Below are 19762 nucleotides of genomic sequence, written 5' to 3'. Positions count from 1 at the left end.
AACACAGCCATGGCGCGCCCCCACCAGGACATCAGGAGACAACCGTGAACACCTGCCCCGCCGAACTCAACTTCGCCAGCCATCTGGCTGCCCTGAACGCCGCCCGCGCCGCCAAGCCCGCCTATATCGACGACAGCCGCCAGCTTAGCTACGGCGAACTGGCCGAGCGGGTCGCGCGCATGGCGGGCGCGTTGCGGCAGTTGGGATTGCGCCGCGAGGAACGCATTCTGCTGCTGATGCAGGACACGGTGGATTGGCCCGTAGCCTTCCTGGGCGCGCTGCATGCCGGCGTGGTGCCCGTGGCCGTCAACACCCTGCTGACGCCCGACGATTACGCCTACATCATCACGCACAGCCGCGTGCGCGCCGTGTTTGTCTCGGGCGCGCTGATGCCGACCTTGCAGGCGGCATTGGCCCAATCGCCCGGGGATGTGGAACACGTGGTCGTGTCACAGCCAAACAACGCACAGCCAAATACGGCGCAACCCAACAATGCGCACCCCGTGGGCACCCTGCCCGGCCCCGTGCAGGACTTCGACGCCCTGCTGGCCGCCGCGCCACTGGCCCCCGCCGTGCGCACGCTATCCGACGAGATCGCGTTCTGGCTGTATTCGTCGGGCTCCACCGGCAAGCCCAAGGGCGTGGTGCATACGCATGGCAACCTTTGGCACACGGCCGAGCTCTATGCCAAGCCCGTGCTGGGCATCCGCGAGGACGACGTGGTGTTTTCCGCCGCCAAGCTGTTCTTTGCCTACGGCCTGGGCAACGGCCTGACCTTTCCCCTATCCGTCGGCGCCACCGTCATCCTGATGGGCGAACGCCCCACGCCGCAGGCCGTGTTCCAGCGCCTGACGCGGCATCGCCCCACCGTGTTCTACGGCGTGCCCACCTTGTACGCCAGCATGCTGGCATCCCCCGATTTGCCGCCGCGCGAGCAGGTCGCGATGCGGGTCTGCACATCGGCAGGCGAAGCCTTGCCGCGCGACATCGGTGAACGCTTCACGCGGCATTTTGGCTGCGAGATCCTGGACGGGATCGGCTCCACCGAGATGCTGCACATCTTCATCTCGAACCAAAGCGGACAGATCCGCTACGGCACCACCGGCAAACCCGTGCCGGGCTACGAAGTGCAGTTGCGCGACGACAGTGGCGCGCCCGTGGCGGCCGGCACCATCGGCGACCTCTACATCAAAGGCCCCAGCGCCGCGCTGATGTACTGGAACAACCGCGACAAGACGCGCCAGTGCTTTCTGGGCGACTGGTTGAAAAGCGGCGACAAATACACCTGTGACGCCGACGGCTACTACACCTACGCCGGCCGCAGCGACGACATGATCAAAGTCAGCGGCCAATATGTGTCGCCGGTGGAAGTGGAGAACGTGCTGGTGCAGCACGAGGCCGTGCTGGAAGCCGCCGTGATCGGCGTGCCGGACCACGACGGCCTGGTCAAGACCAAGGCCTACGTAGTGCTGCGCCCGGGCTTCGAGCCCGCCGCCCAGACCGGCGCCGCGCTGCAAAGCTATGTGAAGCAGCATCTGGCGCCCTTCAAGTATCCGCGCCAGATCAACTTCACCGAAGAGCTGCCCAAGACGGCCACGGGAAAGATCCAACGCTTCCGGCTGCGTCAGTTGGAAGAAGCAACGCTATGAATCCCCCTCGCCGGCATTGTCGGCGCGTTGGTTAAACCCGGCCGGCCTTGTGCCAGCCCATGACAAAGCACGGAGACAAACCATGAACCACGCCCTGACCCGGGCTGCGATTGCCGCGGCCCTGACGTTCGCCGCCACCGGCGCGCAGGCCGCCGACAAGATCAAAGTCGGTTTCATGCTGCCCTATAGCGGCACCTACGCCGCGCTGGGCAACGCCATCGAAAACGGCTTCAAGCTGTACGTTGCCGAACAAGGCGGCAAGCTGGGTGGGCGCGAGATCGAATACTTCAAGGTAGATGACGAGTCCAACCCCGCCAAGGCCGCTGAAAACGCCAACCGCCTGATCAAGCGTGACCAGGTCGACGTGCTGATCGGCACGGTGCACTCGGGCGTGGCGATGGCGCTGGCCAAGGCCGCGAAAGACAGCGACACCACGCTGATCGTCACCAACGCGGGCGCCAACGCCATCACCGGCCCGCTGTGCGGCCCCGGCATCTTCCGCACATCGTTCACCAACTGGCAGCCAGCCTATGCCATGGGCCCCGTGGCTTACGCCAAGGGCCACAAGACCGCCGTCACCATCACCTGGAAATACGCAGCCGGCGACGAGGCCATCGGCGGCTTCAAGGAAGGCTTCGAGAAAGCGGGCGGCAAGGTCGTCAAGGAATTGAGCTTGCCGTTTCCCAACGTGGAATTCCAATCGCTCTTGACCGACATCGCGGCCACCAAGCCCGACATGGTGTTCACCTTTTTTGCGGGCGGCGGCGCGGTGAAGTTCGTGCAGGACTATCACGCCGCGGGCCTGGACAAGACCATTCCGCTGTACGGCTCCGGCTTCCTCACCGACGGCACCTTGCAGGCGCAAGGCGCATCGGCACAAGGCCTCTTGACCACGCTGCACTATGCCGACGGCCTGAACACGCCGCGCGACAACGCCTTCCGCGCCGACTACGCCAAGAACTACAAGGTGCAGCCTGACGTGTACGCCGTCCAAGGCTACGACGCCGCGCAACTGATGCAGTCGGGCCTGTCGGCCGTGAAGGGCGACTTCGCCAAAAAGGCGGACTTCCGCCAGGCGATGCGCGGCGCCACCGTGGACAGCCCGCGCGGCCCCTTCACGCTGTCGGCCGCGGGCAACCCGGTGCAGGACATCTATCTGCGCCGGGTGGATGGCCTGGAGAACAAGGTCGTCGAAGTCGCCGCCAAAAAGCTGGCCGACCCGGCGCGCGGCTGCAAGCTCTGACGCCCCCAGGCCATAAGGACGCCCCATGGACATCAGCATCCTGCTTATTCAAAGCCTGAACGCATTCCAGTACGGCTTGCTGCTGTTCCTGGTGGCCAGCGGACTCACGCTGATCTTCGGCATCATGGGCATCATCAACCTGGCCCATGGCAGCTTCTACATGATCGGCGCCTACATGGCGTTTGCGCTGGGGCCGCTGGTTGACCGCTGGCTGGGCGGCGGCTTCATCGCCACCCTGGCCGTGTGCGTGCTGTTGGCCGGGGTGCTGGGCTATGTGCTGGAAGCGGCGTTCTTCAGCTACCTGTACCACCGCAACCACTTGCAGCAGGTGCTGATGACTTACGGGCTGATTTTGGTCTTTGAGGAACTGCGCAGCATCCTGGTGGGCAACGACGTGCACGGCGTGCCGCTGCCGGCGTGGCTGCAAGGCAGTATCTCGCTGGGCGGCGTGATGACGTATCCGGTGTATCGGCTGTTCATCTCGGCTGTAGGCATTGCGGTGGCGCTGCTGCTGTATTGGGTTATTTCGCGTACCCGGCTGGGCATGATGCTGCGCGCCGGCGCCAGCAACCGCGAAATGACGGCATCCCTGGGCATCGACGTCAACAAGCTGTACCGGCTGGTGTTCGCGGCCGGCGTGGCCTTGGCCGCGCTGGCCGGCACCATTGCCGCGCCCGTGTCGTCGGTGTATCCCGGCATGGGCAACGGGGTGCTGATCATCTGCTTCGTGGTGGTGGTGATAGGCGGCATCGGCTCGATACGCGGCGCGTTCCTGGCCGCGATGTTGGTGGGCTTTGTGGAAACCTTCGGCCAGGTGCTGTTCCCGTCCGCCGCGGGCGTGCTGGTGTACCTGCTGATGGCCTTCATTCTTCTATGCAAGCCCGAAGGGCTGTTCAAACAGGGCTAGCCATGCAGAGACTTCTTCCCCTTGCAACGTTGCTGGCGCTGGCCGCGTTTGCCTACAGTGGCAGCGACTACTACACCGGCCTGGCCATCAAGGTGATGATCTACGCCATCTTCGCGCTAAGCCTGCAACTGCTGGTGGGCGGCGCGGGGCTGGTCAGCCTGGGGCATGCCGCCTTCTTCGGCATTGGCGCGTATACGGCGGCGCTGCTGTCGCCCGAGTCCCAGGCGGGCAACCTGTGGTGGTTATTGCCCGCGGCCATGTTGGCAGCGGCGGCCTATGCGTTGGTGACCGGCGCGCTGGCGCTGCGCACGCGCGGCGTGTACTTCATCATGGTGACGCTGGCCTTTGCGCAGATGGCCTATTACGTTTTCCACGACACCGACTTCGGCGGCGGCAGCGATGGCATCTACCTGTACTTCCGGCCTGAACTGTCGGTAGCGGGCTGGATACCGTTCGACCTGAGCAACGCCACCACCTTCTACTTCTTCGTGCTGGCCTGCCTGGCGCTGACCTGGGGCTTTCTGGCGCTGCTGCGGCGGTCGCCCTTTGGCGCGGCGCTGGCCGGCATCCGCATCAACGAACAACGCATGCGCGCGGCCGGCTATTCCACGTATCCGTACAAGCTGACCGCCTACGTGGTGGGCGCCCCGCTGGCCAGCCTGGCGGGCTTTCTGTTCGCGCTGAAAGACGGTTTCGTCACGCCGGAACTGCTGGCTTGGGAACAATCGGGCCTGGTGTTGTTGATGGTGATCCTGGGCGGCATGGCCAGCCTGGGCGGCGCGGTGATCGGCACGGTGGCGCTGGTGCTGATGCAAGAGTTGTTCCAGTCGCAGGCGCTGTTTGGCGACTACGCACGCCATTGGCACCTGCCACTGGGCATTGCCATCATTGCGTTGGTGGCGCTGCTGCCCAATGGCATTGCGGGCCTGCCCGCGCAATGGCGCCAGCGTCGCGAGGCACGCGCCGCCAACACGCATGCGGCCTCCGGCGCCGGCACACAGGCCCTGGCCCCTTCCGCCTCCCCTTCCGCCTCCATGCGCTCCGCTGCCCGCCTGCCCATCCAGGGAGAACGCCATGTCTGATTGCCTGCTTGCCGCCACCGGCGTCACACGCCGCTTTGGCGGGCTGACTGCCGTCAACGACGTATCGTTAGCACTGGCGCGTGGCCAGGTGCATGCCGTCATCGGCACCAACGGCGCGGGCAAGTCCACGCTAATCAACATCCTGTCGGGCGAACTGGCGCCCAGCAGCGGCCAGGTGATGCTGGGCGGACGCGACATCACCCCCTGGCGCCAGCCGCAACGCGCGCGTGCCGGACTGGGCCGCAGCTACCAGCGTTCGACGCTGTTTCCCGAACTGAGCGTGTTCGAGAACTGTCGCTTGACGGCGCAGGCGGCGCGCCAGCGCTTCTGGCATTGGTGGCGTCCGGCATCTGACTGCCGGCGCAGCGCGGAACTGGCGCATCACGCGCTGGAACGCACGGGGCTGGCGGACGACGCCGCGCGCCCCGCCGGCCTGCTGCCACACGGCCGCAAGCGCCAGCTTGAAATCGCCATGTGCCTGGCAGGCGAACCCCAGGTACTGCTGCTGGATGAACCCTTGGCCGGCATGGGACCGGAAGAAACGGACCGCATTCTGGACCTGCTGCAAAGCTTGAAGGCAGGCCACGCAATTTTGCTCGTGGAGCACGACATGGACGCCGTGTTCCGCATTGCCGAAACCATCACCGTGATGGTCAACGGCACCGCCATCGCCAGCGGCCCGCCCGCCGACATCCGCGCCAACGCGGACGTGCGCACGGCTTACCTGGGCGAAGACACCCGCCCCGGCCACACCTAAGGAGACCCCGCATGCACACCTTGATCGAAGCGGGCGGCCTGCATGTGTACTACGGCGCCAGCCATGTGCTGCGCGGCGTGGACATGCACATCGCCCCGGGTGAATCCGTGGGGCTGGTGGGACGCAACGGCATGGGCAAGACCACGCTGATCCGCAGCCTGATGGGCCAGGTGAAAAGCACGCGCGGCCAGGTGCGCGTGGCTGGTCGCGATTGCACCCGCGCGCCGGCCCATGCCATTGCGCGCATGGGCGTGGCGTACGTGCCTGAAGGGCGCGGCATTTTCCCCAATCTGAACGTGCGTGAAAACCTGCAAGTGGCGGCGCGGCCCAGCGTAGGTGGCAAGCGCGCCTGGACCTATACCCGCGTGCTGGACACCTTTCCCCGGCTGCGCGAACGGCTGGGCCATGGTGGGCAGCAGTTGTCGGGAGGTGAGCAGCAGATGCTGGCCATTGGCCGCGCGCTGATGACCAACCCCGACCTGCTGATTCTGGACGAAGCCACCGAAGGGCTCGCCCCACTGATCGTGGCCGAGATCTGGCGCATCATCCGCGAGATTCGCGCGACGGGGATGTCTACGTTGATCGTGGACCGCAACTATCGCGCGGTGCTTGAACACACCGATCGTTGCCTGGTAATGGAAAAAGGGCTGATCGTGGAAGACGGCGATAGCGCGTCGCTGGCCCGGCAACCGGAACAACTGACGCGCTATCTGGGCGTGTAGGGGTAGGCAACTCAGGCATGCCATGCCGACCGGAATGCGGCCCGGGGTTCGACCTTTGCGTGCAGCCCCGGGGACGTCCCAGGGGTGCCTCCCGGCTATGCCGCCTTAGATGATGGCTTCGATCAGGAACGGCCCACGGCGCTTCAGGCCGTCGGCCAGCGCGCGCGCAAAGCCTTCCACCGTATCCACGCTGACCGCCTCCACGCCCATGCCGCGCGCCAGGTGCGTCCAATCCAGATAGGGCTCTTCCAGGTCCAGCATGCGGCGGGCGTTGCGGCCCGGTTCCTTCACGCCCACGTTTTTCATTTCGCCATGCAGCGTGGCGTAAGAGCGATTGGCCAAGATGACCGTAAGGCAATCCAGGTTTTCACGCGCCTGCGTCCACAGGGCTTGCAAGGTGTACATGCCGCTGCCGTCGGCTTGCAGCGTGATGACCTTGCGGTCCGGGCAGGCCACGGCAGCGCCGGTTGCCAGCGGCAGGCCGATGCCGATGGCGCCCCCGGTCAGCATCAGCCAATCGTGCGGGGCGCTGCTGGCGCTGTAGATGGGAAATTCGCGGCCCTGCGTGATGGACTCGTCGCACACAATGGCCTGCTCGGGCAAGGTGTGGGCGACAAGAATGTTCACGGCGGCGCCGGTCAGCTTGCCGGAGGACGGCACTTCATAGGCCGCGGCCGGCGTAGCCAGGCGCGGTGCGTCGGCGGCAATGCCAAGCTCATCGGCCAGCCATTCCAGCGCGTGGGCAAGATCTTGTTCGGCGGACGCCAGCACCACCTGGTTGCTGTCGGGCGGCGCCAGCAGGCTGGGCTTGCCGGGGTAGGCAAAGAAACCCACCGGCGCCTTGGCGCCCGCCAGCACCAGGTGCTTCACGTCTTTCAGCTTGGCCACGGCCAGGTCGATCGGATACGGCAGCCGGTCAACCGGGGTGCGCGCGCCGCCGCGTTCGATGCGGCGGTTGGAGGTTTCGGACATCAGGCGCACGCCGGTGGCGCGGGCGATACGGCCCGCGGCGTTCAAGGCGCGTTCACGCAGCGCCGCGCCGCCCAGCATCAGCACGGTGACTTCGCCCGAGCGGATGGCGGCGGCCGCCGCGCGCACGGCTTCGGCGGAGGTCTGGGCCAAGGGCAAGTCCTTCACTTGCACCGGCGCGGGCGCGCTGTCCGGCAGGTCGGTCCAGGCGGTGTCGGCGGGCAGGATCAGGGTGGCGATGTTGCCGGGTGCCTGACGCGCCACGCCAATGGCCTCGGCCGCATCCGCCGACACGGCGGCGGCCGTCATCGTGCGCTTGACCCAATGCGACATGGGACGCGCCACGCCTTCCACGTCGCTGGTCAGCGGCGCGTCGTATTGGACGTGATAGGTGGCGTGGTCACCCACGATATTGACCATGGGCGTGCGCGCGCGCTTGGCGTTGTGCAGGTTGGCCAGGCCATTGCCCAGGCCGGGGCCCAGGTGCAACAAGGTGGCGGCCGGCTTGTCGGCCATGCGCGCATAACCGTCGGCCGCGCCCGTCACCACGCCTTCGAACAGGCCCAGCACGCAACGCATCTTGGGCTTGCGATCCAAGGCCGCGACAAAGTGCATTTCCGATGTGCCGGGGTTGGCAAAACACACGTCCACATCGTTGGCCAGCAAGGTATCGCAGAGACTGTCAGCGCCGTTCATGATTTTCCCTAGTCGTTTTCAATGGCGATGCGGGCGCATGCGCGCCCGCCTGATATGCATGATAGGGAGCGTATCAAAATCGCGATAGACCCATTTCAGCTTGTGGGCATGGAACCATTCTTGGCTCATTCCGCCTGCCGGAATAAAAAGGGCCTGCGTGAAGCAGGCCCGTGTATTCAGCCCAGTTGCATCACCGGATCGGCCACGGATACATGGCGCCGCCGTTGCTCCACAGCGCATTGGTGCCCCGTTGCAGGCCCAGCTTGCTGTCCTTGCCGACGTTGCGCTCGAACACTTCGCTGTAGTTGCCCACGGCCTTGATGGCGTTGTAGGCCCATTTTTCATCCAGGCCCATGTTCTTGCCCGCCCCCGGCGTCACGCCCAGGATGCGCAAGACGTTCGGGTTCTTGCTCTTCAACATCTCATCCACGTTCTTCTGCGTGACGCCGTATTCCTCGGCTTCCTGCAGCGCGAACAAGGTCCAGCGCACGATGCCCAGCCAGTTCTCGTCGCCCTGGCGCACCATGGGGCCCAGCGGTTCTTTCGAAAAGCGTTCGGGCAGGATTTCGTAGTCGTCCGGGTTGGCTACCTGCGTGGCGCGCACGGCGGCCAGTTGCGAGGAGTCGTCGGTGAAGGCGTCGCAGCGGCCGGATTCAAAGGCGCGAACCACTTCCGTCACCTTGTCGATCACCACGGGCTTGAATTCAATGCCGTTGGCACGGAACCAGTCGGCCAGGTTCAATTCGGTGGTGGTGCCCGGCTGCACGCAGATGGTGGCGCCGTTGAGTTCCTTGGCGCTTTTCACGCCCAGCTTCTTGCTGACCAGGATGCCTTGGCCGTCAAAGAAGCTGGGGGCCACGGCAGACAGCCCCAGGGACGTGTCGCGCGTCTGGGTCAGGGTAACGGTGCGCAGCAATACGTCGACTTCGCCCGATTGCAGCGCGGTGAAGCGTTGCTGGGTGGACAGCGCCGTGCCCTTGAATTTGGTCGGATCACCGAACACGGCCGCCGCCACCGCGCGGCAGATGTCCACGTCCATGCCTTCCCATTCGCCCTTGCTGTTGGTGGCCGAGAACCCGGAGACGCCGTCGGTCAGGCCGCACTGCACAAATCCCTTTTTCTTCACCGCATCCAGGGTGGGGCCGGCAAGCGCCGCCTGGGACGCGCACGCCAGGGCCAAAGCGCCGGCTGCAAACCACGTTGACCGCTTCATTGTGCTTCTCCTGAGGGTGAAATTCGAGCCAGATTACGCCATGTCCACCCCGTGAACAACGCGGCTTTCCCTAGTGCAAACCCCAGGAATGACGAGTCAGATAGATTTGGCTATTTGTCCGGTGATCGAACTTAATCAGGCCCTTACGCCCCAATCGGCGCGCCCCCGCATGCCATACTTTTTTTGCGTCGATGTCCGATACGCGGCATCACCGCAAACCCTTAAAAACGCCGAGCGCGCCACTAGAAAAACCCGGGCGCGCATCGATATTCGGTCGATTCATGGAGGAGACAAATCCATGGCTACAGTTTGCAAATCGCAGCCCCGCCGCCTTGCCCTGAAAACCCTGTTGTGCTCGGCCCTGGCCACCATCGGCCTGGCCGCCGGCCCGTCCCAGGCCGCGGATGACTGGCCCACCAAACCCATCAAGATCATCGTGCCGTACACCCCGGGCGGCTCCACCGACATCGTCACCCGCATCGTGGTGGAAAAGCTGGCCCCGCGCCTGGGCCAGACGATCATTGTCGAGAACAAGCCGGGCGCCAACAGCAGCGTGGGCTCGGCCATTGCCGCCAAGGCGGACCCGGACGGCTACACCTTCCTGGCCATGCTGCCGGCCTACCTGGTCAACTTCCATCTGTACAAGCTGAACTTCAAGCCCACGGACCTGGTGCCCGTCGTGCAAATGGCCGACCTGCCTTTGTTCCTGTTCGTGGCCGAAGACCTGCCGGTCAACACCGTGGCGGAATTGGTCGATTACGGCCGCAAGCATCCCGACAAGCTCACCTATGCGTCCAGCGGCACGGGTTCCAATGCGCACCTGACCGGCGCGCGGTTTGCATCGAAGAACCAGATTGCGATGACGCACGTGGCCTACAAGGGCAGCGCGCCGATTCTGACGGACCTGCTGGGAGGGCGCGTGTCGATGGTGTTCGACCCGATTCTGGTGCCGATGCAGTACGTGAAGCAGAACCGGCTGAAGGCGCTGGCCTTCACCGGCAAAGCGCGCTGGCCCGACGAACCCAGCATTCCCACCATGGGCGAAGCGGGCCAGCCGGGCTTTGAAACGGGTTCGTGGGCGGGGTTGCTGGCGCCGGCCAACACGCCCCAGCCCATCATCGACCGCATGGCGCGCGAGGTCGCGGAAGTGGTGAAAGACCCCGAGGTGCGGCGTAAATTCATCGACGTCGGCTTCATGCCGGTGGGGGGCACGACGGCGCAGTTCGCCGAATTCATGCGGCAAGAGTCCGCCCACTACGCCGACGTCGTCAAGCAAGTCGGCATCACCGCGAACTGAACGAAGCCGGGGCGCGGCGGCAACGCCGTGGCCCCTGCTGATCGGAACCCACACCATGATCAACAAGTTCATCGACACGCCCGAGGCCGCGGTCTCGGACATCCACGACGGCGCCACGATACTGATCAGCGGTTTCGGCGGTGCCGGCATGCCCACCGAACTGATCCATGCACTGATCGACCAGGGCGCGCGCGAGCTCACCGTGGTCAGCAACAACGCGGGCAACCACGAAACGGGGCTGGCCGCGCTGATCAAGGCCGGCCGCGTGCGCAAAGTGATCTGCTCGTTTCCCAAGGCGTCCCACTCCTGGGTCTTCGACGACCTGTACCGGCGCGGCGGCATTGAACTGGAATGCGTACCGCAGGGCACCATCGCCGAGCGGCTGCGCGCGGCGGGCGCGGGGCTGGGCGGATTCTTCACGCCCACCGCCTACGGCACCGAACTGGCCCAAGGCAAGGAAACGCGCATGATCAACGGACGCGGCCATGTGTTCGAGACGCCGCTGCATGGCGACTTTGCGCTGGTCAAGGCCGACCAGGGCGACCGCTGGGGCAACCTGACTTATCACAAGAGCGCGCGCAACTTCGGGCCGATCATGTGCATGGCTGCCAAGACCACCATCGTGCAGGTGCGCGCCAAGGCCGAACTGGGCGAATTGCCGCCCGAAGCCATCGTGACGCCGGGCATCTTCGTCAAGCGCGTCACCGAGGTGGCCAACGCCGCCTTTTCCAGTTGAAGGACAGCCATGTATCAACCCCTGACCCGCGAGGCCATGGCGCGCCGCCTGGCCCTGGACATTCCCGACGGCAGCTACGTCAATCTGGGCATCGGCATGCCGGTGCTGGTGGCCGCGCACCTGCCGGACGACCGCGAGATTGTGCTGCATAGCGAAAACGGCATCCTGGGCATGGGCCCGCCGCCCGCTGACGACGCCATCAACCTGGATTTGATCAACGCCGGCAAGCAGCCCGTGACCTTGCTTGCGGGCGGCGCGTATTTTCACCATGCCGATTCCTTCGCGATGATGCGCGGCGGCCACCTGGACATCTGCGTCATGGGCGGCATGCAGGTCGCGGCCAATGGGGATCTGGCCAACTGGTCGCTGGCCAAGCCGGGCGAAGCGCCCGCCGTGGGCGGCGCGATGGACCTGGCAGTAGGTGCGCGCAGCGTGTTCATCATGATGGAGCACAACAGCAAGAACGGTGATCCGAAGATCGTCGAACGCTGCACTTATCCCCTGACGGGCGCGGGCGTGGTGGACCGCATCTATACCGATCTGGCGGTCATTGATGTCACGCCGGAAGGCCTGGTGGTTCGGGATATGATCCACGGCATGACGCTGACCGAACTGCAAGGACGCACCGGCGCGCCGCTGCGCGCGGGCTGATGCTGCCTAATCTGCCCCCGCCCGGCTACGCCGCGCCGTTGGCCGCTGACGACCATCCCGACCAGTTCCGGGGCGCCCCGGACTACATGCTGACCCTGGCGCGCGGCCTGCACGTGATCCGCGCGTTCGGCACGCGGCGCCATCCGCAAACGGCGGCGGAACTGAGCCGTCGCGCAGGCCTGCCGCGCGCGGTGGTGCAGCGATGTCTGCACACGCTGGTGCTGCTGGGCATTGCGGAGCAACACGGCAGGCTGTACGTGTTGACGCCGCGCATCCTGGGCCTGGGCTATGCGTATTTTTCGTCGACGCCGTTTGTGTCGCTGGCCCAACCCGTGCTGGAAGAACTGAGCGCCACGGTCAACGAGACCTGCGCGTTGGCCATCATGGAAGGCCACGAAATGCTGTACCTGGCGCGTTCCGAAGTGAATCGCCTGCTGGCAACCTCAATGGGTCTGGGCAGCCGCCTGCCGGCATATTGCACGTCGATCGGGCGTGTGTTGCTGGCCGAATTACCCGAGCCCGCCCTGGCCCGCTATTTCGCCGCGACCGACTTGCAGCCCTATACGGAATTTACGCTGAACACCGAAGCGAAACTGCGCGTGGAATTGGCGCGTATCCGCGAGCAAGGCTATGCGGTGGTCGATCAGGAATTGGAATTGAACGTGCGCGCGATTTCAGTCGCCGTCCGTTCCGCCAGCGGCAAAGCCTGCGGCGCGGTGAACGTCAGCGTCAAGGCAGCGCGTGTGCCGCTGACGCGCCTGACGGAAGAGTTCTTGCCCCCGCTGCGGCAGGCTGTGGAAAGAATCGGGGAATTTTTGGTGGCGTGAAGAAGTGGGCGGCACCGTCCGATGGGTTACGCGCGTTACGCACCGTGCCCCATCTGACCACCATGCCGCGCTTCACCCATCCTACAAGTCCGGGCCGTAGGATGGGTGCAGCGCGAGACAACCAACAAAAGAAAACAAGCAGGGTTCGCGCGAAACCCATCAAGCAACCGCCCAAGAGTCCCGCAAACCCCATCAAGCAACCTAGCCCAACCCCTTCAAGCAAGCTACCCCACCCCCGTCATATCCAGCGAAAACGCGGCAGCCGCGCGACCAATCCGGTCATTGACCGCGTGCCATTCATCGCTAGCAGGCGGCGCCTGCACGATGATCCGCGAATAACCCTGTTTATCCAGATCGCGCAGCAAGCCATACAAGGCCTGCGCGTAACGTGCCGGGTCCGCCGGAACAGGCTGCCATTGCAAACGCTCATCCAACGCTTCAGGCCTGGCCCCATACGCCACCACTACCACCGTGCCTGACGGCAGATTCCGTCCTTGCACCACCTCTTGCAGCCGCTCATCCGATGCCAGCTCCAACGGCGTGCGCGGCGCATAGTGCGCCTTCAACGTACCCGACGCCCTAGGCGCGGCGGCGTCCGGTGCGAACACCTGCACGCCCAGCACCGCTTCAATCTGCGCCGCACTGATATGACCCGGACGCAGCAGCACGGGACCCGCACCGCGATCCAGGCGCGACAGGTCAAGAATGGTCGACTCGATACCCACTTCCGACGCCCCGCCTTCCAGCACAGGCATGCCCGCCGCGACTTCCTCGGGAAATTCGCTGCGCACATGCTCGGCGCGCGTGGGCGACACCTGGCCGAACTTGTTGGCCGATGGCGCGGCCACGCCGCCCTGCCCGTTCGGCTTGCCCGCCGCGAACGCCGCCAGCAGCGCCTGCGCCACCGGGTGAGATGGGCAGCGGATACCGATGCTGTCCTGGCCGCCGCTAACCGTATCAACGATATGCGGCGCGCGCTTCAGGATCAGTGTCAGCGGCCCAGGCCAGAACGCATCGATCAGCAGGCGCGCCTCGGGCGGCACGTCCGCTGCCCAATACGACACATCACCACCGGGCGCGATGTGCACGATGACGGGATGATTCGACGGGCGGCCCTTGGCCGCATAGATCTTCGCCACTGCTTGCGGGTTTTCCGCGTCCGCGCCCAGGCCGTAGACGGTCTCGGTCGGAAAGGCGGCGAGCTCGCCGTCCAGCAGGCGCTGCGCGGCGTGGGCGATGTCCGCGTCGCGCGCGGAATCCAGCGTAGGCAAGGAAGGCATCGCGGTTTACTCGGGGGCTTGCATGCCCAGCGCGGCGGCCACACGGGCGGCGTCGCTGCGGGCTTCATCCAGCGTGGGCGCCACGATGGTGATGTGGCCCATCTTGCGGGCTCGGCGCGCGTCATGCTTGCCGTACAAGTGCAGCTTGGCGGTGGGCACCGCCAGCGCGGCGGCCCAGTCGGGTTCGCGCTGGGTCGTGGCCGTGGCCGATTCGTACCAGATGTCGCCCAGGATGTTCAGCATGACGGCAGGCGCCAGCAGCGCCGTGCTGCCCAAGGGCAAGCCGGCCATCGCGCGCGCCTGCTGTTCGAACTGGCTGGTGACGCAGGCGTTCATCGTGTAGTGGCCGCTGTTGTGCGGGCGCGGCGCGATCTCGTTGACGATGAGGCTGCCGTCCTTCAAGACAAAGAACTCCACGCACAGCACGCCGTGATAGCCCAGGCCTTGCGCAATGGACTGCGCCGCCTCGGTGGCGCGGGCCTGTCGTTCGGAATGGGCCGCGTCCGACTGCACGGGGGCCGCCGTCGACACCGCCAGGATGCCGTCGCGATGCACGTTGCGCGCCACCGGGAACACCACGCTGGCGCCATCGAAACCGCGCGCCAGCACCACCGAGATTTCATAATCCAGCGGCATCAGCGCTTCCAGCACGCAGGCCACACCGCCGAATTCAGCGAAAGCAGCAAGCGCTTCGTCGCGCGTGCTGATGCGGGCCTGACCCTTGCCGTCATAGCCCAGGCGGGCCACTTTCAAAATGCCGGGGAACAAGGCGTCTGGCGCGGCGCGCAAGTCCGCTTCGCTGCGGATGGCGGCGTGCGGCGCAACGGGAATGCCTTGCGCGGCGATGAAGGTTTTTTCGGCGATACGGTCCTGCACGATGGCCACGGCGTCGGCGGCCGGGCTGACGCGGCAGCGCGGGGCCAGCGTGCGCAGGCTGTCGGCCGGCACGTTTTCAAATTCGGTGGTGACGGCCTGACAGGTCTGGGCCAGGCGGGCCAGTCCGGCTTCGTCGTCGTAGGCCGCCTGGATGTGCAGGTCGGCCACCATGCCGGCGGGGCATTCGTCGGCCGGGTCCAGCACGGCAACCTTGTAGCCCAGGCTTTGCGCCGCGTGGCAGAACATGCGGCCCAATTGGCCGCCGCCCAGCAAGCCCAGCCAGCCGCCGGGGGCAATCATGAAGGAAGTGGGTTTGCTCATACGATCGATGCCTCGGGCGGAACCTTCATGTCGCGCGCGGCTTGCGTCTGGCGTGCGCGGAAAGCCACCAGCTTCTGATGCAAGCCCGCATCGGTGCCGGCCAGCGTGGCAATCACGTGCAGCGCCGCGTTGGCCGCGCCGGCTTCGCCGATGGCAAACGTGGCCACCGGCACGCCCTTGGGCATCTGCACAATGGACAGCAGCGAATCTTCGCCGCGCAGGTACTTGGACGGCACCGGCACGCCAAACACCGGCACTTCGGTCAGCGCCGCCATCATGCCCGGCAGGTGGGCCGCGCCACCGGCGCCGGCGATGATGCCGCGCAGGCCGCGGCCATGCGCCGCCGCGCCGTACTCGGCCATGTCCTGCGGCATGCGATGCGCGGAAATCACGCGCGCCTCGTAAGCCACGCCGAAATCCTCCAGCATGTTCACCGCGTGCTTCATGACCTCCCAATCGCTGGAAGATCCCATAATCACGCCCACCACGGGGGTGGCCTCTGCCGCTGCGGAAGTCTTGGCTGTCATAACCGGTGTCAAAGAGGTAAGACCGCGGAAACCTGCCCGCGGAATGTCAAAGGACCGCGGACGCAGTCCGCGAAACCCGGTATTTTACCCGGCGCGCGGTCGAAGCTAGCGCGCGGCCGGTGACGACAGCCACAGATAGCTGTCGGGATTGTCCGGGCAAGGCCCGAAACCGCATTCCAGCGTGGTGCCGCCCACGTTGGCCAGCGTCATGATGAAAAACAGGGCCATAACGATAATGCCCAGCACCGACACCGGCTTTTTCAGCATGCTGTCGCCCCATTTGCGGTCGGCCGTCTGCATCAATATGCAGAAAACGATGATGGCGCAAAAGGCGATGAAGGCCCAGGTGTAGAAGTGCATGCCCAGGAACGGCGAGCCATAACCGGGGTCACCCGGCGCCATGTGCAGCAGCACTTGCCGGCCCGACGCCAGCATTCCCCCGAGCGACGCCGCGATACTCATCGCGTAGTGCATGGGGGACGGCCCCAAGCGCATGTTCAGCAGGAACCCCACCCCGGCAAGTATCAGCGCCACGCGCTGCAACAGGCATAGCGGGCACGGCAGTTCGTCATAAATGAACTGCCAGGCGAAGGCCATGCCCAGGATGCCGGTGATGCCCAGCAGCGCCAGGCCGTTCAACACGCGCGAGCCGCGCGCCGGATTGCGGGAAAAGATCATCGCCCGGCCTTTACAGCGACAACGCCAGGGGCGTGTTCATGTGGTGCACGCACCAGGCGGCAAAGATCGCCAGCGTCAGCATCCAGAAAGTCACGCAGGGGCGGCGCTTGCCAAGCACCCCGAACCACACGGCGACCAATCCGGTCAGAAAGGGCAACATCATGATCATGCGGAAGGCTCCTGTCGGCGGCGTCCTGCTAAGCAGCCGACGAGTATAACGTAACAATCCGACATATTTGTTATCGAAAGCCCTGATGCGCGCGGCGCCGGCTTATGCCTTGGAGGCATAAAAAAAACCCGCTCACTGTGCATAAGCGGGTTGTTTCGACCACGAAGGCCTGATGCCGTAAGGCGGATCAGGCGATCAGGCGGTCCAGCGCTTCGCGGTACTTGGCGGCCGTCTTCACCAGTACGTCTTGCGGCAGGCGCGGGGCGGGCGGGGTCTTGTCCCAGGTTTGGGTTTCCAGCCAGTCGCGCACGAACTGCTTGTCGAACGACGGGGGGCTGATGCCCACGCGGTAGCCGTCGGCGGGCCAGAAACGCGAGGAATCGGGCGTCAGCACTTCGTCCATCAAGTGCAGCGTGCCGTTGTCGTCCAGGCCGAATTCGAACTTGGTGTCGGCAATGATGATGCCCTTGGTGGCGGCGAACTTGGCCGCTTCCGTGTACAGCTTGAGCGTGACGTCGCGGATGCGCTCGGCCATTTCCTGGCCAACTTCCTTGACCACGTGCGCAAAGTCCACGTTTTCGTCGTGCATGCCGAATTCGGCCTTGGCGGCGGGCGTGAAGATGGGTTCGGGCAACTGGCTGGCCTGTTGCAGGCCGGCAGGCAGTTGAATGCCGCAAACGGCGCCGGTGGCCTGGTAGTCCTTCCAGCCGGAACCGATCAGGTAGCCACGGGCAACCGCTTCCACCAGGATCGGCTTCAGGCGCTTGACCACAACGGCGCGGCCGCGCACCTGGTCGACTTCGTCCGGGGCCACCACGTCTTCGGGCTGCACGCCCGTGGAGTGGTTCGGCAGGATGTGGGCCAGCTTCTGCAACCAGAATTCGGTCAGCTCGGTCAGCACCTGCCCCTTGCCGGGAATGGGGTCGTCAAGGATCACGTCGAAAGCGGAGATACGATCCGACGCGACGATCAGCAACTTGTCGTCGCCCACCGCGTACATATCGCGCACCTTACCGCGGCCCAGCAGCGGCAAGGACTTGATGCTGGATTGATGCAAAGCAGAAGTCACGGGAATGGCCTATGGCAAAAATGAAGATTCCCGCCACGGGCGAGCGCCAGGGCGGGAAGTAGAACGAAATCGGAACCTGCGCAAAAGGCGGCATGGCCTCTGCAAGACGCATAGATTACTGCAAATAAGCCCGTCTTGCCGGGCGGCGGGGGCCGGGTTAGGCTCTGATTTCCGACTCACAATTCGCGCCGGCCGCCTTTGGGCGTCACGCCGCAGACCTTACGCCCGGAGACAAAGTCGTATGCAGGAAGCTTCCCTCAAACGCCCGCCCGCCGCCGACGCGCCGGTACACCTGACTGGCGGTTGCCAGTGCGGCGCGATCCGTTACGCCGTTACCGACGAGCCCATCACCGCCGCCACCTGTCATTGCCGCGACTGCCAATATTCCAGCGGCGGCGCCCCGGCCCATGCGTTGATCTTTCCCGCCGGCTCGGTGACGATGCTGCGCGGCCAGGCCAAGGAACACCGCTACAAGGGAGACTCCGGGCACACCGTCATGCGCAGCTTCTGCGCCGCCTGTGGCACGCCGCTGTTCGGCGGCTCGGAAGGCATGGGATACGAAGTGGTGCGCGCGGGCTCGCTGGACGACCCCGAAGCCTTCCACGCCAAGGCCAGCCTGTGGACCAGTTCGGCGCCGTCCTGGCACCACGTGGACCGCAGCGTGCCGCACTTCCCGCAAAACTCGCCGCCCGCCTGACGCGCGGGGCTGACGCGGCCAGCCGATACGCCCTTCTTGGCAGCCGGCCAAAACAAAGGGGTGGGTCCATGACGGACCCACCCCTTTTTGCTACCCCGGCGCCCCCCCGAAGGCGGCGCTGGACAGGTTTACTGCACCACTTGCGACAGCTTGCCCGAGGCGTACTGCGCGGCGATTTCGGTCAGCGGCAGCGCCTTGATCTTGCTGGCGTTGCCGGCCGTGCCGAATTCCGTGTAGCGAGCCACACAGATCGCCTTGGCGGCGGCGCGGGCGGGCTTCAGGTATTCGCGCGGATCGAACTTTTCGGGGTTCTCGGCGAAGAAGCGGCGAATCGCGCCGGTCATGGCCAGACGAATATCGGTGTCGATATTGATCTTGCGCACGCCGTACTTGATGGCTTCCTGGATTTCCTCGACCGGCACGCCGTAGGTTTCCTTCATGTTGCCGCCGAATTCACGGATCTCGGCCAGCAGTTCCTGCGGCACGCTGGAGCTGCCGTGCATCACCAGGTGGGTGTTGGGCAGGCGGGCGTGGATTTCCTTGATGCGGGAAATCGACAGGATGTCGCCGGTGGGCTTGCGCGTGAACTTGTAGGCGCCGTGGCTGGTGCCGATGGCGATGGCCAGCGCGTCCAACTGCGTGCGGCGCACGAAGTCGGCGGCTTGTTCCGGATCGGTCAGCAGTTGATCCATGGTCAGCTTGCCGTCGGCGCCGTGGCCGTCTTCCTTATCGCCTTCCATGGTTTCCAGGGAACCCAGGCAGCCGAGTTCGCCTTCAACCGTCACGCCCAGCTTGTGGGCGACGTCCACCACCTTCTTGGTGACTTCGACGTTGTAGTCGTAGTCGGCGATGGTCTTGCCGTCTTCTTTCAGCGAACCGTCCATCATCACGCTGGAGAAACCGAGGTCGATGGCGCCTTGGCAGACCTTGGGCGACTGGCCGTGATCCTGGTGCATGACGACGGGAATGTGCGGATAGGATTCCACCGCGGCCTGGATCAGGTGCTTCAGGAAGCCCTCGCCCGCATATTTGCGCGCGCCGGCCGAAGCTTGCATGATCACCGGGCTATCGGTCTCCGCAGCGGCTTCCATGATGGCCTGGACCTGTTCCAGGTTATTGACGTTGAAAGCCGGAATGCCGTAGCCGTTCTCGGCGGCGTGGTCGAGCAACTGGCGCATGGAGACTAGGGCCATGAGTGGTCCTCCTATGAACTGTCTATGGAATGATGGTTGAAGCCTTGCTGAATGGCGTGATTTTACGGGGGAATCGCTGAAAGGTCTTGCAACCGCCGGTATCCGGTCCATTCAGCCGATGGCAAAGCGGCGCAAGCCGCGCGCAGGTCGTCCGGACGCATGAGGGACAAGGGGCGGCCAAAGCCGCCCCGACACGCGAAGTT

General features: G+C 65.2%; 20 protein-coding genes. 11 read left to right on the top strand and 9 right to left on the bottom strand.

What is annotated here, in order from left to right; all coding sequences use genetic code 11:
- The first annotated feature begins 44 nt into the window (after positions 1-44).
- The 6 genes from ACE04A_RS00550 (at position 45) to ACE04A_RS00525 (ending at position 6360) form a co-directional block, all read left to right on the top strand.
- Entirely contained in the window at positions 45-1649 is a 1605-nt protein-coding gene (locus ACE04A_RS00550) for a benzoate-CoA ligase family protein (RefSeq protein ID WP_485819784.1), read from the top strand.
- A gap of 82 nt (positions 1650-1731) precedes the next feature.
- Positions 1732-2892: an ABC transporter substrate-binding protein gene (locus ACE04A_RS00545; RefSeq protein WP_259249390.1), complete on the top strand. Its 1161-nt coding sequence runs from the start codon at positions 1732-1734 to the stop codon at positions 2890-2892.
- A gap of 25 nt (positions 2893-2917) precedes the next feature.
- Complete coding sequence (locus ACE04A_RS00540) at positions 2918-3799, top strand: branched-chain amino acid ABC transporter permease (protein ID WP_259249391.1); 882 nt, start codon at positions 2918-2920, stop codon at positions 3797-3799.
- Positions 3800-3801: 2 nt separating this feature from the next.
- On the top strand, positions 3802-4881 hold the full coding sequence (locus tag ACE04A_RS00535; RefSeq protein WP_485819783.1) for a branched-chain amino acid ABC transporter permease: 1080 nt from the start codon (positions 3802-3804) through the stop codon (positions 4879-4881).
- Positions 4874-5638 carry an ABC transporter ATP-binding protein gene (locus ACE04A_RS00530; protein ID WP_485819782.1) on the top strand — a complete coding sequence of 255 codons (765 nt, stop codon included), beginning with the start codon at positions 4874-4876 and terminating at the stop codon, positions 5636-5638. Before ACE04A_RS00535 ends, ACE04A_RS00530 begins: the two co-directional genes overlap by 8 nt.
- A gap of 11 nt (positions 5639-5649) precedes the next feature.
- Complete coding sequence (locus ACE04A_RS00525; protein WP_259249394.1) at positions 5650-6360, top strand: ABC transporter ATP-binding protein; 711 nt, start codon at positions 5650-5652, stop codon at positions 6358-6360.
- Positions 6361-6465: 105 nt separating this feature from the next.
- Here the strand turns inward: ACE04A_RS00525 and ACE04A_RS00520 are convergent, their stop codons facing one another.
- Together ACE04A_RS00520 and ACE04A_RS00515 are read right to left on the bottom strand one after the other, a co-directional pair.
- Positions 6466-8025, bottom strand: coding sequence for an acetolactate synthase large subunit (locus ACE04A_RS00520; RefSeq protein WP_259249395.1), 1560 nt, complete (start codon positions 8023-8025; stop codon positions 6466-6468).
- 190 nt (positions 8026-8215) lie between these two features.
- On the bottom strand, positions 8216-9238 hold the full coding sequence (locus ACE04A_RS00515) for an amino acid ABC transporter substrate-binding protein (RefSeq protein WP_259249396.1): 1023 nt from the start codon (positions 9236-9238) through the stop codon (positions 8216-8218).
- A gap of 298 nt (positions 9239-9536) precedes the next feature.
- On the opposite strand from ACE04A_RS00515, the gene ACE04A_RS00510 reads away from it, so the two are divergent.
- The 4 genes from ACE04A_RS00510 to ACE04A_RS00495 are packed head-to-tail and all read left to right on the top strand — an operon-like array spanning position 9537 to position 12749.
- Positions 9537-10535, top strand: coding sequence for a Bug family tripartite tricarboxylate transporter substrate binding protein (locus tag ACE04A_RS00510; protein WP_259249397.1), 999 nt, complete (start codon positions 9537-9539; stop codon positions 10533-10535).
- Positions 10536-10590: 55 nt separating this feature from the next.
- Positions 10591-11271, top strand: coding sequence for a 3-oxoacid CoA-transferase subunit A (locus ACE04A_RS00505; protein ID WP_127185482.1), 681 nt, complete (start codon positions 10591-10593; stop codon positions 11269-11271).
- 9 nt (positions 11272-11280) lie between these two features.
- A complete protein-coding gene (locus ACE04A_RS00500; protein WP_448717726.1) occupies positions 11281-11922 on the top strand; it encodes a 3-oxoacid CoA-transferase subunit B in 642 nt (213 codons plus the stop codon).
- Entirely contained in the window at positions 11922-12749 is an 828-nt protein-coding gene (locus tag ACE04A_RS00495; RefSeq protein WP_485819781.1) for an IclR family transcriptional regulator domain-containing protein, read from the top strand. Before ACE04A_RS00500 ends, ACE04A_RS00495 begins: the two co-directional genes overlap by 1 nt.
- Positions 12750-12973: 224 nt before the next feature.
- On the opposite strand, the gene ACE04A_RS00490 is transcribed toward ACE04A_RS00495, so the two are convergent.
- The 6 genes from ACE04A_RS00490 to ACE04A_RS00465 all read right to left on the bottom strand — a co-directional run bounded on the left by ACE04A_RS00490 (position 12974) and on the right by ACE04A_RS00465 (position 17669).
- Entirely contained in the window at positions 12974-14029 is a 1056-nt protein-coding gene (locus ACE04A_RS00490) for an L-threonylcarbamoyladenylate synthase (protein WP_485819780.1), read from the bottom strand.
- Positions 14030-14035: 6 nt separating this feature from the next.
- Positions 14036-15226: a 5-(carboxyamino)imidazole ribonucleotide synthase gene (locus tag ACE04A_RS00485; RefSeq protein ID WP_485819779.1), complete on the bottom strand. Its 1191-nt coding sequence runs from the start codon at positions 15224-15226 to the stop codon at positions 14036-14038.
- Positions 15223-15753, bottom strand: coding sequence for a 5-(carboxyamino)imidazole ribonucleotide mutase (gene purE, locus ACE04A_RS00480; RefSeq protein ID WP_279995290.1), 531 nt, complete (start codon positions 15751-15753; stop codon positions 15223-15225). The genes ACE04A_RS00485 and purE overlap by 4 nt, the downstream gene beginning before the upstream one ends.
- 105 nt (positions 15754-15858) lie before the next feature.
- Positions 15859-16431, bottom strand: a complete 573-nt coding sequence (locus ACE04A_RS00475) for a disulfide bond formation protein B (RefSeq protein WP_448717724.1) — start codon at positions 16429-16431, stop codon at positions 15859-15861.
- Positions 16432-16441: 10 nt separating this feature from the next.
- Positions 16442-16600, bottom strand: a complete 159-nt coding sequence (locus tag ACE04A_RS00470) for a DUF5993 family protein (RefSeq protein WP_167400992.1) — start codon at positions 16598-16600, stop codon at positions 16442-16444.
- A 187-nt stretch (positions 16601-16787) separates the two neighbouring features.
- Entirely contained in the window at positions 16788-17669 is an 882-nt protein-coding gene (locus ACE04A_RS00465; protein WP_259249412.1) for a phosphoribosylaminoimidazolesuccinocarboxamide synthase, read from the bottom strand.
- Between the two features lie 241 nt (positions 17670-17910).
- Between ACE04A_RS00465 and ACE04A_RS00460 the strand changes: the two genes are divergently transcribed.
- On the top strand, positions 17911-18366 hold the full coding sequence (locus tag ACE04A_RS00460; protein WP_100854883.1) for a GFA family protein: 456 nt from the start codon (positions 17911-17913) through the stop codon (positions 18364-18366).
- A gap of 128 nt (positions 18367-18494) precedes the next feature.
- Here the strand turns inward: ACE04A_RS00460 and fba are convergent, their stop codons facing one another.
- A complete protein-coding gene (gene fba, locus ACE04A_RS00455) occupies positions 18495-19559 on the bottom strand; it encodes a class II fructose-bisphosphate aldolase (RefSeq protein ID WP_050448830.1) in 1065 nt (354 codons plus the stop codon).
- Positions 19560-19762: the final 203 nt, after the last annotated feature.

The organism is Achromobacter colocynthidis, assembly GCF_057334535.1.
This window is presented reverse-complemented; position numbering and strand designations above follow the sequence as displayed.